The organism is Nocardia lijiangensis NBRC 108240 (genome assembly GCF_001613045.1).
GTDB classification, from domain to species: domain Bacteria; phylum Actinomycetota; class Actinomycetes; order Mycobacteriales; family Mycobacteriaceae; genus Nocardia; species Nocardia lijiangensis.
Window position 1 is genome coordinate 60053 of record NZ_BDBP01000013.1, and the last position, 15860, is coordinate 75912.

The following is a 15860-nucleotide window of genomic DNA, read 5'->3' on the forward strand; positions in this document are numbered from 1 at the left end:
AGTCGAGCGGTCAGTTGATGAACCGCAGGTCCGAAATGGTGTTGCTGGCAACCAACATCACGTAGAAGTCGGTCAGCACGAGGGTGCCGAGCGTGGTCCACGCCAGCGTCATATGACGGGTGTTCAACTTGGACACCTGGGTCCAGAACCAGTACCGCACCGGGTGGGCCGAGAAGTTCTTCAACCTGCCGCCCGCGATGTGCCTGCAGGAATGGCACGACAACGTGTAGGCCCACAGCAGGATCACGTTGCCGAGCAGGACGATGTTGCCGAGGCCGAAGCCGAACCCGCCGTCCTTGCCGTGGAAGGCGACCATCGCGTCGTAGGTGTTGATCACCGAAACCACCAGCGCCACATAGAAGAAGTAGCGGTGCGCGTTCTGGATGATCAGTGGCAGCCTGGTCTCGCCGGTGTACTTGGCGTGCGGTTCGGCCACGGCGCAGGCCGGCGGGGAGAACCACACCGAGCGGTAGTAGGCCTTGCGGTAGTAGTAGCAGGTGAGGCGGAACCCGAGCAGGAAGGGCAGCGCCACGAAACCCAGCGGCAGGATGGCTGGCAGCTCGCCGAGGGGCGTGCCGAAGTGGCTGGAGCCGGGCTCGCACGAGGTGCTCAGGCACGGGGAGTAGAACGGTGTCAGATAGTGATAGTCCGGCACCCAATATGCCGTTCGCACATACGATCTGATCGTCGCGTAGATGACGAAGGCGGCCAGCCCGAGCACGGTGAACAGCGGCGGCACCCACCAACGGTCGGTGCGTAGCGTGCGCTCGGAGATACGGGCCCTGGTCTTGCTGAAAACGCCGGTCCCTTGGTCAGGGGTGGCTGTCGGTGCGGCACTCACAGGTGGATGCCTCGCTGATCTGCTCTGCGGACGACAATCGATACCGCCCGCGATCCGATGTGATGCTGAGCACCATACGACACGTCAGCTATGGCTCGAGCATGGTCCTGGCAATACCGGGCCGGGTTGCCACCTATGATTTGCGCCACACATCGCCCGCCGTCGGGGGGTGAGTCGACGCGGGAGTTTCGGGTATTGCCCTGGTCAGGGCGTTGCGGCGAGGCGAAATCGCTGGGGCGCAACGACTTTGCGCTCGGCGACTTCGATGCCGTCGGGGTGAGCGCGCGCGACCGACGCGCAACGGTGCTCGCCCGAATCGACGGGCGAGCACCGCGTTCGAGTCGCTACTTCGTGCGTGGCCGGGAGTGGAAACCTAGGCCCTCGTCCTGCGCCCCCATCCAGGCGGCCTCGTCGGATTTGCTGTCCGGGACGTAGATGGTTTCCTGGGGACGGCGGCGAATCACCTCGGGCGGCGGCGACTGCTCGAATTCATCAGCGTCGATGACCAGCCGTTCGAGGTCGTTCTCCAGCCGTCGCACCGTGCTCGCGTCGCCATAGTGGGAACGCAGTGCGCCGATGGATTGCCGGAGCTGGTTGACCGCGTAGCGCAGTTCCGCGATATCGCTGCGTGTCATCGTTACCTCCTGTGTTCCTCGGTGGCCGTTCGAGCCCGGCCGGACGGGCGGTTCCGGGGATCTCCCCAGGGCCGCGGCCCACCGAGTCGTGTGACTCACCACACAACGTGATCTACAACACAGTACAGAAAGATTCCCGAACAAGCTCGTGCGATTCGGGATTCTCAGATTTGCGGATAGATTGCCCGCATCAATGGGGGATGTATCGAGGGTGCGTGACCCCGCGGCGGTTCGCAACCGCAGGGGCGAAGTTCGGGTCGATCAGCTCGCGGCGGCGTACTCCGGGCCCGGGTTGGTCATCGCGGCCGACACCCTGTTCACCAGCGCGACGAGCGACAGCGCGACCTCCTCGGCCCGCTCCAGGATGACGCTGTGGCCCGCGCCCTCGATCCGCACCAGCTCGGAACTGGTCAGCTGCGAGGCGAGCACCACCGAGTGCGCGAACGGCACCACGATGTCGGCCGAGCCCGCCAGCACCAGCGCCGGGATGGTGCCGAGCCGGTGCAGGGTCGCGGTCTCGTCGAAGGCGATCAGCGAGCCGAGGAAGCCCGCCATGGTCAGCAGCGGAGTCTCGTTGAGCATGGCCGTCGCGACGGCGATCATCCTCGGGTTGATCTTCCTGGTGCCGAAGCTGGCCTCGCGCATGATCGGCTCGAAGATGCGCCGGGAGAACTGCTTCGACGCCTGCATCACCCGCGGCGCGCGCAGCACCGCGACCTGGAGCGAGACGACGGCGTACCGGTGCAGCAGCCTGCCGATGCCGACCTCGGTGAGCCCGGTGGCGATGCCCGCGATCAGGCCGACGCCCACCACGCGCGTTCCGATGGACTCCGGAAACAGCCGGGCGTAGGCGAGCAGCACCATCGCGCCCATGGAGTGTCCGACCAGCACCAGCGGGCCGGTCGGCGTCACCGTGCGCAGCACCGCGTCGAGATCGTGGCCGAGCTGGTCGATGGTGTAGGTCGACGGGTCGGCGGCGCCGGACTCGCCGTGGCCGCGGTGATCGTAGAAGACCATCCTGACCCCGTCGCCCCACTGTCGCGTCAGCTGGTCCCGCAGGAAGGACCACGATTCGGTGTGCAGGCAGTGCCCGTGCACGAACACCACGGTGAGCGGCGCGTCGTCGGCGCCGAAGGTGCGGACCGAGATCGGGACACCGTCATCGGCCGACACCGTGACACGATGGCCGTCGTAATCGGCGGCGCGGCGGGCGATCGTCGACATTGGCTTTCTCCTGCGGCGGGGCACCTGTGCTGAGCGTCTGTGACAGGTTGTCGATATCAATTTCCGCACCGTTAACCGGTCATACCGGACGTTATGGACACGTTGTCCAACCGACGCCGCCGGTCGATCATTTTCGGTTGACCCACCTCCTCGCAGAAGAATCTACGAAAACCTAGCCAGATCGCTAGAGAGAAGTAGATTTCGCTCGGCCGTCCGCGGTAGACCCTCCTATCCGACGGTCTACCGAACGTTCTAGAGGTCCGTAGATTTCGTAATCCCGGGCTGCCGCGAGTATCGAAAATCTACGTCTCTCTATCGAATTGGCAAGACTCACGCAGATTCCCATGACGCCCGGTGGGAACCGGCCCACCGGGCGCATGGCGCCGACTCCTACGTGGCGTGGGTTCGCGTCGAAGGCAGGAACGGCCGCAGCAGATTGGCCTCGGTGGACGGTCCTGTCTGCCATTCGGCGATCCACGGCCCGGTGCCCTCGCTCGGGTCGAAGACGCCGTCCTCCAGCCACTGGTACCGCCCGTCGAGCACGCCCCTGGTGAGGGTGCGGTCCTCGTCGTCGGTGTTCTCCCACAGCGCGTCGAAGAGCCTGCGCACCCGGATGCGCGACTGACGGCAGAAGGTGTCGGCGAGTTCGACGGCCGCGTGCCCCTCGGGTTCACCGGACGCGCGCTGCGCTTCGGCCCGTACGCAGGCCGCGGACATGGCGAACAGCTCGGCGCCGATATCGACGATGCGCCCGAGGAAGTTCTGCCGGTACTCGAGGCCGGCCTGCCAGCGTGCCATGGCGTACATCAGCGAACGCGCCTGCTTGCGCGAGTTGCGTTCGACGAACCGCAGATGCCGTGCCAGCGAGCCGAATTCGGCATAGGTGCCGGTGACGGTGCCCGCGCCGACGGCCAGCTGCGGGAACCACTTGGCGTAGAAGCCGGTGGCGCCGACGGCGGCCTTGGCCTTGTCCTTGAGCTCGGCGTTGCGGTCGACGAGCGCGCCCGCGGCGGCCATGTGCGCGTCGGCCATCTCGCGGGCGACCAGCAGCCGCATGATCTCGCTGGAACCCTCGAAGATCCGGTTGATGCGCAGGTCGCGCAGCAGCTGCTCGGCGCCGACTGCTCGCTCGCCACGGGCGGCGAGCGAGGCGGCCGTTTCGTAGCCGCGTCCGCCGCGGATCTGCACCAGTTCGTCGGCGATCTGGCAGCTCATCTCGCTGGCCCACAGCTTGGCGAGCGCGGCCTCGATGCGGATGTCGTTGCGGTCCTCGTCGCACATGGTCGCCGAGAGGTCGAGCGCCGCCTCCAGCGCGTAGGTGGTCGCGGCGATGAAGGAGATCTTCTCGCCCACCGCGGCGTGCTCGCCGACCGGCCTGCCCCACTGCACGCGCTGCGCGCTCCACTCCCTGGCGATCTTCAGCGACCACTTGGCGGCGGCGGTGCACATCGCCGGGATGGCGAGACGGCCCGCGTTCAGCGTCGTCAGCGCGATCTTGAGGCCGTCGCCCTCCCTGCCGATCAGGTTGCCCTTGGGCACCCGCACGTTGTGCATCCGCGTGACGCCGTTCTCGATGCCGCGCAACCCCATGAACGCGTTGCGGCGCTCCACGGTGATGCCCGGCGAGTCGGCCTCCACCACGAACGCGGAGATGCCGCCGCGATGCCCTTCGCTCTTGGGCACCCGCGCCATCACCACCAGCAATTCGGCGACGACGCCGTTGGTGGTCCAGAGCTTCACGCCGTTCAACTCGTAGGCCTCGCCGTCGGCCGTCGGGGTCGCGGTGCTCGCCATGCGGGCCGGATCGGAACCGACGTCGGGTTCGGTCAGCAGGAACGCGCTGACCGCGCCCGCCGCGCAGCGCGGCAGGAACTCGGCCTTCTGCTCGGGGGTGCCCGCCAGCTTCAGCGGTTCGGGCACGCCGATGGACTGGTGCGCCGAGAGCAGCACGCCGAGGCTGGGATGCGCCGAACCGGCGAGCATGAGCGCCCGGTTGTAGCCGAACTGCGACAGGCCCTGGCCGCCATAGGACTCCGGAATCTTCAGGCCGAAACAGCCGAGTTCGGCCAGGCCCTTGACGTACTCGTCGGGGATGCGGCCCTCCGCCTCGATCACCGCTCCGTCGATGCTCTCGCAGAGCGGCCGCAGGCGTGCCAGGTAGGCCTCGGTGCGGGCGGCGTCCTCCGCGCCGGGCCGCGGGTAGGGGTGGATCAGATCGAGCCGGAACCGTCCGAGAAACATCTCCTTGGCGAACGACGGTTTGGCCCAGCTGGTTTCGCGGGATTCTTCGACCAGTGCGCGAGCCTGTTCTTCGGTGGCGTCGACTTTCGCGGCAGTCGCCATGGTGTCCTCCTCGGAGGTGATCAGAATCACATTCGAGTGTAGGAAAGTCGGTTACTCACCGGTAGGTGTATCGGCAGATCGATTTCTACCGATTTCTAATGATCTTGATAGAAACGCGAATAGGCGCGTCTGCGGGGCCGGGCTTCATCCGTCGCGACGGCAGTCACACGCTGCGGAGATAGCGGCCGAAGTGCGGGACCGTGAAACCGATCGTGCCGCGCTCGGCCGAGTAGATCAGCCCCTTCTTGATCAGACCGTCACGCGCGGGTGAGAGCGAGGCCGGTTTGCGTCCGAGTTCGCCTGCCACCGCGGCGGTCGCGACCGGACCGTCGTCGCCGGACAGGTCGGCCATGGCGCGCATGTACTCCCGCTCCGCGGGGGTTGCCCGTTCATAACGAGATCCGAAGAAGCCGACCGCCAGTTCCTCCTCGGCGGCGGGCGCGGCCACCTCGACATCCTCCGCGGTGATTGGGCTCTCCGGCGCTTGGTCCCACGCTGCCTTGCCGTAGGCCTGCACGAAATAGGGATATCCATCGGCCTTTTCGTACAACGCCTCCAGCGCCTCCTCGGTGAACTTCACCTCCTCGCGCTCGGCGGGCGCGATCAGCGCGCGGTCGGCAGACGCCCGGTCCAGCCGATCGATCCGGTGATAGCTGAACAGACGCTCCGAATAGCTCTTCGACGCGGATAGCACCGCGGGCAGATGCGGGAGACCCGCACCGACGACGATCAGCGGCGCGCCGTCCTGACTCAGTTCGTGGCAGGCCCCGCAGATCGCGGAGATGTCGGCCGCCCCGAGGTCCTGCATCTCGTCGATGAATATGGCCATGCCGACGCCGATGTCGCCCGCCAGCCCCGCGGCCTCCTTGAGCAGCTCCACCAGATCGATCTCGATGTCGCCGGAGTCGGCGCGCCCCGAGACCGCGGGCACGTCGATGCCGGGCTGCCAGCGCTCCCGCATGCCCTTGTCGGCCGTGGCACGCAAGGCGAAGGCCTTGAGAATGCCGAGGAAATCATCGACCCGCTCCGGGTTGCGGTGCGCCATGGCGATGGCGCGGGTGGCCATGTGCAGTGCCGAGGAGAGCGGCCGGCGCAGTTCCTGATCCGGCTGTGCCTCGATCTTGCCGGTGCCCCAGCCGCGCGAGATAGCGGCCGAGCGAAGTTGATTGAGCAGCACCGTCTTTCCGACGCCCCGCAATCCGGTGAGCATCACGCTGCGTTCGGGCCTGCCCCTCGCGACGCGCTCGAGCACGATGTCGAAGGCATCGAGTTGCTTGTCGCGCCCGGCTAGTTCGGGCGGGCGCTGACCCGCGCCGGGTGCATACGGATTGCGCACGGGGTCCATGCCCACACACCGTAGCGCGTTCGGGCACAGGAATCTTCCTCTCTCTACGTGATGTCGTAGAGAGGGGTATTGCGTCCTTGTCTTCTGCGCGGAAGTCTTTACGCTTGGGGCGGTTCGGTGAACGGTCGTGCGCAGGAACGAACGGAGGGGTCATGTCCGAGGAGTCAGCTCCCCATACCACCGCCGAGGTGGTCGAGTCCTGGACCGTGCCCGTCGAGGCGACCCAGGCCGGGCTGATCCGGTCCAACATCCTCGTCGCCATCGAGCAGGGTTACGACGACCCGCAGCTGGTCGCCGATCTCGCGGTCGGCCCGTTGGTCATGGCGCTGGGCAAACTCGAGCTGACGGTGGGCAAACTCGAGGTCGGCCTCGCCGAGGCGCGCAGGCGCATCGAAGAGCTGGAGCGGGCGCTGGCCGAGCGCGACGCGCGATCCTGAACCGGCCCTTCTCGGTTCGTAACAAGGTGCTCGCGCGCCGAGACCTTACCGTGACCTGACGACCGCGGCAGCATTTCGCCCGGTCGTCCAGTGATTTTTCACAAGGACTCGAAATTGCCGTGCTGTGCGCTGGACAACACCGCGCCCAACATCGTAATCTCTTCGTGACTTCGTGGACGGAGTCGCTTCGTAAGAAGAGCGGCGCCATGAAGTCACCGCCTAATCGGTTGTCGGACCACCAGGTTTCGGCTGCCGTACCGGGGACCCACAGGTTCGTCTGGGGTGAATCCGCAAAGGCCTTCGGGCCGGCGCGGTAGGGCCGATCTTCCCGGCCCGAACCCGTCAGCTAACCCGGTCGGCGGAAGAGCAGGAAGATCGGAGACTCAGCTCGGTGGGTAAACACAGCTTGCAGCGGGAATCGCGACTGCCGAATTCCGTGAAGGGTGCGCTCGTCATGGGAGCGGTCGCCGCCACTGGCGCGATGCCCGCGGTGCCCGCGATGGCCGCCACGATCAACATTCCCGGCATCGGTGGTTTCGATGTTCCGGTCCCCCAGGAGTTCGAGCAGCCGGTCCAGCAGCTCAACCAGCAGCTGTCGCAGGCGCTCGCCGCGCCGCAGGGCGCCGCCCCGCAGCAGGCGCCGCTCGCCGCGCCGCAGTTCCCGAACTTCCAGATGCCCAACCCGTTCGAGGTGCAGAACAGCCCGGGTGACGTCGCTCTCGACGCCGCCAAGAGCAAGGTCGGCGCCATGTACTCGTGGGGCGCCGCAGGCCCGTCGAGCTTCGACTGCTCCGGCCTGGTGAAGTGGGCCTACCGGCAGGCCGGTATCGAGCTGCCTCGCACCAGCTTCGAGCAGTCCCACGTCGGCGCTCCCGTCGCCTTCCAGGACCTGCAGCCCGGTGACATCGTCGTGACCAACGGCGGCGGCCACGTCGGCCTGTACGCGGGCGACGGCAAGCTGCTGAACGCCGTTCAGTCGGGCCAGCCGGTGTCCTACACCCCGCTCCGTCCGGACATGGTGGTCACCGCGCGTCGCATCGTGGACTGAGCGACGCCGTCGCACGACCTCCGTAGTCGGCCTGCCGCATGGCCGGAGCCGAAGTACGCATAGTCTGAATCAGTGCCACAGGGAGAGCAGGCTGCCCCGACACAGGCCAGGGTCGATTCCTGGACCTGGGCGGTGCGCCTGTTCAAAACCCGGTCCGCGGCCGCGGAGGCCTGCCGAGGCGGGCATGTTCGCGTCAACGGCACCACGGCCAAACCCGCTCACCCGGTGCGCCCGGGTGACGAAATCCGTATACGGGCGGGCGGTGTCGAACGCATCGTGATCGTCGAGCGAGTCATCACCAAGCGCGTCGGCCCCCCGGTCGCCGCGCAATGTCTGATCGACCGCAGCCCGCCCCCGCCCTCCCGCGAGATCCTCGCGACCATGCCCCGCCGAGATCGCGGCTCGGGTCGCCCCACCAAGCGCGAGCGACGCGACACCGATCGTCTTCTCGGTCGCACCGAGGACTGACGCTCACGGCATCGGCTGGTTGCCGATCGTGACCAGGTGCGGCAGCGTGCCCGCGCCGAAGAGCCTGCGGCACTCGCCGCGGCGTAATTTTCCGCTGGAGGTCTTGGGAATTCCGCCCGGCTCGACGAGCACGACCGACCCCGGCATCACCTCGTGAGCCGACGCGATCGCCGCCCTGATCCGGCGCGCGATCCCGGCGAGCACGTCGGCCTCGGCGGCGGCGCCTGCCAGCTCCGCGACCACGACGAGATCCTCGCGCAGTCCGTCGTCGTGGCCGAACGCGGTCACGTGGCCCCGGCGAATCTCGGGCGCGGTGGCGGCCACCGTCGACTCGATGTCGGAGGGATAGTGGTTGCGGCCCTCCACCACGATGAGGTCCTTGAGCCTGCTGGCGATATACAGCTGGCCGTCGAACCGGAAACCGAGATCGCCGGTGCGCAGCCAGCGTTCAGGTCGTCCGTCCAGTGTGGCGCCGAACGTCTCCTCGGTCGCGGCCGGATTGCCGAAGTACCCCGCGCAGACGTTCGGCCCGGCCACCCAGATCTCGCCGACGGTGTCCGCGGGCAGCTCGGTCCGAGTTGCCGGATCGACGACCGCGACCCGCTGTCCGGCGGGCGCGCCGCAGCCGACCAGCGCGACACCGGCCGCGTCGGTCTCGTCGACGAGCGCACGGCCTTCGGCCAGCTCGGCCCGATCGAAACGGTGGGTCACGGGTTCGGCGTCCTGGTCGCCGAGGGTCACCGAGAGCGTCGCCTCGGCGAGCCCGTAACCCGGCGTGTGCGCGGCGTGCCGGAAACCACTCGCCGCGAAGGTCTCTGTGAACTGCTCCAGCACCTCGGAACGGACCGGTTCGGCGCCGTTGAGCAGCGCGTCGAGCGAGGAGAGATCCAGGTCTTCGCGTTCGGCGCGCGTGGTGCCCGAGACCGCGAGGGCAAGACCGAAATTCGGCCCGCCCGTGACGCCTGCCCGATAGTCGGCGCAGGCGCGCAGCCAGCGGATCGGGCGCTTGACGAACTCTGTCGGCGCCATGGTCACGCCGAGCACGCCGGAGTACAGCGGCAGCGCGAGCGCGAGCACCAGGCCCATGTCGTGGAAGAACGGCAGCCAGGTGACGATGGGTTTGTGCTGCACCGCGGGCACCGCGCGCCACAGCTGGGCCAGCGCGGCGCCGAGATGCGCGTGCCCGACCTCGACGCCCGCGGGCGCTTTGGTCGAGCCGGAGGTGTATTGGAGATAGGCCGGTTCCGACCCGACCGGATCGAGCACCGGATCCGTCGCGTCGGTGGTCACCAGATCCTCGGGCAGGCGATGAATCCGGCCGAGCGCCGCGCCCACGCTGGGTTCGGTCCGCGCGTCGCCGGAGGAGAGCAGGCTCAGCGCGGGGCGGGAATCGGCGATCGCGCCGTCCAGCCGGGCGGTGTTCCGTGCGCCCGAGACCGGGAAGAGCGGCACGGCGATGCGGCCTGCGTACAGGCAGGCGAGGAAGGCCACCACGTAGTCCAGCCCATGTGCGCACAGGATCGCGACGCGGTCGCCCGGCTCGGTGTCGGCGCGCAGGTGCCGCGCGAGCAGGCCCGCCGCGCGGTGCAACTGCGCGTAAGTGAGCGATCTCGGCTCGCATACGGTTCCGCGATAACGCAATTCGACGAATGCTTGGCCGTCGGGTTTGGTCGCCGCCCACGCCGCGATGCGCGCGGCGAGTGGGCTGGGGAATTCCGGCTCGGCTGTCACGATGCCTCACTGTCGTTCGCGGCGACCCGCTCGGCCAGTGCGGCGCCGAGGGCGGCGATGGTGGGGTGCTGGAAGAGTTCGGCCGTCGAGATCGCGATGCGCAGCCGAGCCTCCAGGGTGCGGCGCACCTCGATGGCGAGCAGCGAGCTGAGCCCGAGATCGTTGAAATCGTCGGTGGGGCCGATTGTTTCGGCGGGTAGATCCAGCGTGGCGGCCAGCACGCGGCGGATGGCGGCGGTGATCGGCTCCGGTTCTTGCGCCGCGCCGTCGGACCGACGGATCGATCCGTCGCTGTCCCCCGCTCTGGATTCCGGCGAGACACCCTGGGGCGCACTATGAATCGCATTCGGTGACATGCCGGACGCCGATTCGCCGAAGAGCTCCCTGAGCCGGTCCGCAACCGGAGACCGATGGGTGGACGGCGTGTAGTCCACGGCCAGGAGATACGGTCCGCGGTACCGCAAGGTCTTGGCCAGCATCGCCGCGCCGCGTTCCGCATCGAGCGCGGCGATCCCGGCCCGGCGCAGATGTTCCGCGCCGCCCGCCTCCGCCGCGAGGCCCGAGGCCCACACCCCCCAGCCGATGCTGAGCACACGCGCTCCCTGCGCGGCCGCGGCGACCGCGTCCATCGCGGCGTTGGCCGCGGCGTAGGCAGACTGCCCCGGAGCGCCGAAAGCGCCGGTGGCCGAGGAGAACAGCAGCACGAAATCGGTGGGGTCGTCCGCGGTCAGCGCGACCAGGTCGGCCGCAGCGCCGACCTTCGGCGCGAACATCCTGGCCAGCTGGTCCGGTTCGACCGCGTCGAAGGCCGCGTCCTCCAGCGCGCCCGCGGCGTGCACCACGCCGCGGATGGTGGAACCGCATTCACGAATGTCGTTGAGCGCGTTGGCGAGGTCGCTGCGGTCCGTCACATCGCAGCGGACGACCACCACGTGATCCTCCGACCCGTCCAGCACGGCGGGCACCGGGCGTGGCGAGCGCGTCAACACCACCACGTCGCGCGCGCCGGAGTCCAGCAGCCAGCGCACCGCGACGGCGCCGAGAGCGCCCAGACCGCCTGTCACCACATAGGTTCCGCTCGGATCGATCACGATCGGGGTGGCGTCGGGTGCGGCGGGGAGGAACCGCCGGACGGCCATCTCGCCTTCGGCCACTTCGAGTTCGGCCGGGCGGGAGTCGCCGGTTTCGGCGACGAGCAGCTCCGTGAGCCGGGCAACCGTGCGCGGATCGGAGTCGGCCCACACCAGGCGCACCTCGCGGCCCGATTCGAGTTGCAGCGTACGGACGAGTCCGGCGAGGGCGTTGGCGATGATCCCGTCGCGGCGCGTGCGTTTCGGCAGCACCACCGTCAGCGAGACGATCGCGGTGTCGGCTTGCGCGCGTTGCAGGAGGTCCAAGACCCGGCCGAGGGAGGCCGCGGTTCCGAAATCGGGCTGGCTGCTGTCGTCGTCGGGCCAGACGACCACCAGCGCTGTGCGTTCGGCGGCGCGTGCCAGCAACACGGACGCGAAAACGGCGCTCGCGGAGTCGGGTTCGCGCGCGATCCGTTCGGTCGGCAGCGAACGTTCCAGCGCACGGGACAGGTGCACGGCGAGCTCCGACTCGCCGACCACGAGCGCGCGCCGAAGGTGCGTGAGACGGGATGCATTCGGGCCGCGACCATTCCGCGGGGCCTTCGCCGAGCCGGAGTGTTCGACCCTGTCCGCGAGGATCGGCCGCCACGTTTCGACGCGGAAGCCCCCCTGATCTTCGTCGGCGAGATCGTCGCCCACGTGGTCCATCGTGGCCGCGTCCGCAAAACGCACGCGCACACCGGAGAACGCCAGCACGGGCACGCCGTGTTGATCGGTGCCGACGATGTCACCGATCAACCCGCGCGCTGTGCGCTCCCGGACGACGGCGTGCGCCTCGGCCGCCACGCGCCCGGGTTCGGTGGACACCCACGCCGCGTCCATGCCGATGGGCAGCGGGACGAGCCCATCGGGCAGCGTGCCGTCCGCGGCGGCGGCCAAGAGGTGCAGGCAGCCGTCCAAGGTCGCGGCGCTGTGCAATTCGGCCGCGTCGAAGTAGCCGACGGCACAGCCGGGCGCGGCCGAAAGCGAACGGAGCGAACGGAATCGCGGGCCGTACTCGAGTCCCCTGCGGCGCAGCGCGTCGTAGAAGGCGCCGGGTGACAACGACCGCATCCGGTGCTGGGCGGCGCGATTCGCGTCGACAGCCCGCATCCAGGCGACGATGTCCGCGGGCGCGGGGCCCGGTGTGGGCCGCGCCGCAGCGAGCACCGTGGCGCCCGCCCGCACCCGCACGTTCGCGTCCTCCGCGAGGTACTCGGCGGCGGACAGGACAGTCAGGTCGGCGCGTTCGTTGACCACGAAATCGGCGATCATCCCGGCCGCCGCGCCCTGCGCCAGGTGCAGCAGCCTGCGGACCCAGTAGACGGCCGGAACAGTCGGAACGCCTTGCACCACATGATCGTCCAGCGAATCCGAGCGGAAAGCGGGAAGCGCCGCCTCCGGGCGCGCCGGTGTCACCAACGCGAATTGGCTGCGCCGCCATCGCCGTCGGGGCGGCGGGGCGGCGAACGGTCCACTCGCGGACCAGTCGAGTGAACGGCCCTCGTCGTGCAGCAGCGACAGGCAGCGCAGCAGAGTTCCGGCCTCGTCGTCGCGGGCCGCCACCGGATACGTGGAATCGCGGAAGTCGGGAAACTCGCGGCAGGCCGGAGTGAGGACGGGGTGCGGTGCGAGCTCCAGCACCGTCGTCAGTCCGTCGGCGGCGGCGCGCTCCAGCGCGGCCGCGAGTTCCACGGTGCCCGCGGCATTCTCGGCCCAATAGTCACGATCCAGCGCCGCGGTCGTCAGCACCGCGCCGCGGCGCGCGGTGGAGTACACCGGCGTGTGGGGCGTGTGCGGTTCCAGATCGGCCAGCCCGTCGACGAATTCGGCAAGCACCGACGCCACCTGCGGACTGTGCGCGGCGAAGTCGACGGCGATGCGCTGCGCGAACATGCTGCGCCGCAGCGCCCGTCGCACGATCGTGTCGACATAGCGCGGCGTCCCCGACACCACCACCGAACGCGGCCCGTTCACCGCGGCGATCCCCACCTCCGCCTGTACCGGCGCGACCAACCGCGCCGCCTCGTCCGGCGTCGCCTCCAACAGCGCCATCGCGCCCTGCCCGTCGAGCGTCGCCAGGGCGCGGCTGCGCCGCACCGCGACCCGCGCCGCATCGGTGAGCGTCAACCCGCCGCTCACCACGGCCGCCGCGATCTCGCCGAGGCTGTGTCCCACGACGGCGTCGGGCCGAACACCCCATGAGTCCAGCAACTTCGCCAATGCCACCTGGTAGGCGAAGATCGCAGGCTGCACCAGTTCGGTGGCCGCGCGCGCGTCGCCGCCGAGACCGAATCCGTAGCGCGGGGTCCACACTCGCGGCCCGCCCTGCGCCGCGATCGCGTCCGCGGCCTCGGCGAGTGCGTGTGCGAACACGGGATAGCGTGCCGCCAACGCCCGCCCCATCCGGGAATGCTGCCCGCCCTGCCCCGAGAACAGGAACAGCACTCCGCCGCGCTTCCTGCCAGTGCTGGGCCCGGTGATCGCGGTGCTGTTCTCGCCGCGCGCCAACGCGCGCAATCCGGCGATCGCCTCCGCGCGGTCGTGCGCGATCACGCCGGCGCGCGCGTGCTCGGGAAGCAACCGGGCCGCCGAGGCGGTCAGCGCGCGCAAGGTGGAAGCCGCGAGGAAAGGACCTTCCGCCGAGACGGTTTCACCCCGGTCCGGCGTGTCCGTTGTTGTCTCGTCGACGTGCTGCGGCTCGGACTCGGCATCCGTCACCGTGGTCGCGGCGCCGCGGCAGGCGCGCTGGGATTCCGCGAACCCGGTTCCCGCCGAGTCGGATTCCGAGGTCGAGACGCGACAGGATGCGGAGCCGGTTTCCGGGTCGTCGACTCGGTCGGAGTCCGCGGACTCCTCCGGTGGGGCGTCGCCGGGCCACGATGCCGAGTCGAGCCGCTGCGCCAGCGCCAGCGCCTGGATCTGCAGATCCGCCACGTCGCGCCCGGTCACCGGGATCAGCACCGGAGGCTCCTCGCCTCGCGACGTGACGTTCTCGGGGTACCCGCGCAGCACCGCGTGCGCGTTGGTCCCGCCGAACCCGAACGAGCTGACCCCGGCCAGCCGCCGCTGCGGCGGAACATCAGTCCAGCCGACCGGCTCCCGCGGCACCCGCAGCCCGCGCTCGGTCAGCTTCAGCAATGGATTCGGGGTGTCGAAGTGGATGGTCGGTGCGATGACACCGTGGTGGATCGACAGCGCGGTCTTGATCAGCCCGGTCACGCCCGCCGCCGCCTCGAGGTGGCCGAGATTGGACTTCACCGAGCCGATCCAGGTGTCTTCGGCGAGCACCGCGGCGAGCGCGCCCACCTCCACGGCGTCGCCGAGAGCCGTTCCGGTGCCGTGGCATTCGATGTAGCCGGCGTCGCGCGGGTCGAGGCCCGCCCGGGACCACGCGGTGCGGATGGTCGCGCGCTGGGCGCGCCCGTTCGGCGCGTAGAGGCCGTTCGAGCGTCCATCGGAACCGACGGCCGCACCGAGGATCTCGGCGTACACCCGATTGCCCTCGCGCTGCGCGTCCGCGGTGCGCTGCAGGATCAGCACGCCGCACCCGTCGCTGCGCGTGTAGCCGTCGGCCGCGGCGGAGAACGGCTTGCAGCGTCCGTCGGGCGCCAGGAATCCGCTCTCGGCCAGGTAGTCGGAGGTGTGCGGGAGCAGCGTCAGATTCACGCCGCCGACGATCGCGAACGGCACGGTCTCGTCGGCGAGCAGCCGCAGGGCCAGGTCCACCGCCGCGAGCGAGGACGAGCACGCGCTGTCCACCACCAGGCTCGGGCCGTGCAGATCCAGCGCGTAGGACAGCCGGTTGGCGATGATGCTCAACGCCGAACCCGTCACCGCGTACGGCGCGTCCTGCTCGCTGCCGCCGAGCACCGTGACGCCGTGGTCGTAGCCGCAGGCGCCGAACACCACCGCCGCATCCGAACCGCGGGTGCGATAGCCGATTCCGGCGTCGTCGAGGGCTTCGACGGACACTTCCAGCGCGACGCGCTGCTGCGGATCCATCAGCGCGGCCTCACGGGCGGAGATGGCGAACCAGTCGTTGTCGAACCACTCGATGTCGTCGAGATAGCCCGCGCGCCTGGTCACCGCGCGACCCGGCGGTGGATCGCCGGTGGCGTCGCGCCCGGTCACGAGCAGCCGCCAGAATTCGTCCAAGTCCGCGGCGCCTGGCACGCGGCACGCCATGCCGACGATGGCGACCGGTGGCTGCGTGGAGGGAGGGCGTGCGGTCATCGCATCGCGAGAAACTCGGCCAACTGCTCGATATCGGGATGGTCGTACACGGCTTCCAGCGACACCTCGACGCCCATAGCGTCCTCGAGCTGTGCGGTCAGCCTGGCGAGTTGCGCCGAGCTCAGGCCGAGCTCGGCGAACGGCGTGCTGGTGGACACGGCCGCGGGCTCGACGCCGAGTAGCCCGGCGATTGCGGTGACCGCGGCGCCGGTGAGCGCGGCACGCCGGCCGCGCACGTCGGTATGGCCGTTTCCGGTGGTATCACTTCGCCCGTCCGGCTGACTGGGCCGCATCTCGTCCTCCCTCCCCGTCTCCCGGCGGTTTGCGGCCCGGGAACGGTACCCCCGCGATTATGCCGCATCGCGGAGGGCCGGAAAACGTCCGTTTTCCGCTGTCCGCCTGCGCGTTTGGCGACACGCCAAGAGTTTCCGCACCTGCGC

Annotated in this window: 11 protein-coding genes and 1 riboswitch; of the genes, 3 read left to right on the top strand and 8 right to left on the bottom strand. The window is 69.3% G+C overall.

Translation table 11 applies throughout. From position 1 onward, the window contains the following. Positions 1-10: 10 nt before the first annotated feature. The 5 genes from sdhC to NL1_RS05300 form a co-directional block, all read right to left on the bottom strand. Entirely contained in the window at positions 11-841 is an 831-nt protein-coding gene (sdhC, locus tag NL1_RS05280; RefSeq protein ID WP_067834882.1) for a succinate dehydrogenase subunit SdhC, read from the bottom strand. Between the two features lie 344 nt (positions 842-1185). Beyond that, the gene (locus tag NL1_RS05285) at positions 1186-1476 is read right to left on the bottom strand and encodes an Rv0250c family protein (protein WP_067834884.1); all 291 of its coding nucleotides are present in this window, start codon (positions 1474-1476) and stop codon (positions 1186-1188) included. Between the two features lie 261 nt (positions 1477-1737). After that, complete coding sequence (locus tag NL1_RS05290; protein ID WP_067834886.1) at positions 1738-2700, bottom strand: alpha/beta fold hydrolase; 963 nt, start codon at positions 2698-2700, stop codon at positions 1738-1740. A gap of 390 nt (positions 2701-3090) precedes the next feature. Next, positions 3091-5043, bottom strand: coding sequence for an acyl-CoA dehydrogenase family protein (locus NL1_RS05295; RefSeq protein WP_067835054.1), 1953 nt, complete (start codon positions 5041-5043; stop codon positions 3091-3093). Between the two features lie 163 nt (positions 5044-5206). Next, a complete protein-coding gene (locus tag NL1_RS05300) occupies positions 5207-6388 on the bottom strand; it encodes an ATP-binding protein (protein WP_067834887.1) in 1182 nt (393 codons plus the stop codon). 152 nt (positions 6389-6540) lie between these two features. Between NL1_RS05300 and NL1_RS05305 the strand changes: the two genes are divergently transcribed. The 3 genes from NL1_RS05305 (at position 6541) to NL1_RS05315 (ending at position 8341) form a co-directional block, all read left to right on the top strand. Next, the gene (locus NL1_RS05305; RefSeq protein WP_067834889.1) at positions 6541-6825 is read left to right on the top strand and encodes a hypothetical protein; all 285 of its coding nucleotides are present in this window, start codon (positions 6541-6543) and stop codon (positions 6823-6825) included. A gap of 206 nt (positions 6826-7031) precedes the next feature. Beyond that, a riboswitch (cyclic di-AMP (ydaO/yuaA leader) is annotated at positions 7032-7201 on the top strand. A gap of 15 nt (positions 7202-7216) precedes the next feature. After that, complete coding sequence (locus NL1_RS05310) at positions 7217-7873, top strand: C40 family peptidase (protein ID WP_422615828.1); 657 nt, start codon at positions 7217-7219, stop codon at positions 7871-7873. Positions 7874-7945: 72 nt separating this feature from the next. Then, the gene (locus tag NL1_RS05315) at positions 7946-8341 is read left to right on the top strand and encodes an RNA-binding S4 domain-containing protein (RefSeq protein ID WP_067834890.1); all 396 of its coding nucleotides are present in this window, start codon (positions 7946-7948) and stop codon (positions 8339-8341) included. Between the two features lie 3 nt (positions 8342-8344). On the opposite strand, the gene NL1_RS05320 is transcribed toward NL1_RS05315, so the two are convergent. Genes NL1_RS05320 through NL1_RS05330 form a run of 3 tightly spaced genes read right to left on the bottom strand, consistent with a single transcriptional unit; the run spans position 8345 to position 15713 of the window. Beyond that, a complete protein-coding gene (locus NL1_RS05320; RefSeq protein ID WP_067834892.1) occupies positions 8345-10072 on the bottom strand; it encodes a fatty acyl-AMP ligase in 1728 nt (575 codons plus the stop codon). After that, positions 10069-15420 (bottom strand): type I polyketide synthase, encoded by a 5352-nt coding sequence (locus tag NL1_RS05325; RefSeq protein ID WP_067834894.1) that lies wholly within the window; start codon positions 15418-15420, stop codon positions 10069-10071. Before NL1_RS05325 ends, NL1_RS05320 begins: the two co-directional genes overlap by 4 nt. Then, on the bottom strand, positions 15417-15713 hold the full coding sequence (locus NL1_RS05330; protein ID WP_084510328.1) for an acyl carrier protein: 297 nt from the start codon (positions 15711-15713) through the stop codon (positions 15417-15419). Before NL1_RS05330 ends, NL1_RS05325 begins: the two co-directional genes overlap by 4 nt. Positions 15714-15860: the final 147 nt, after the last annotated feature.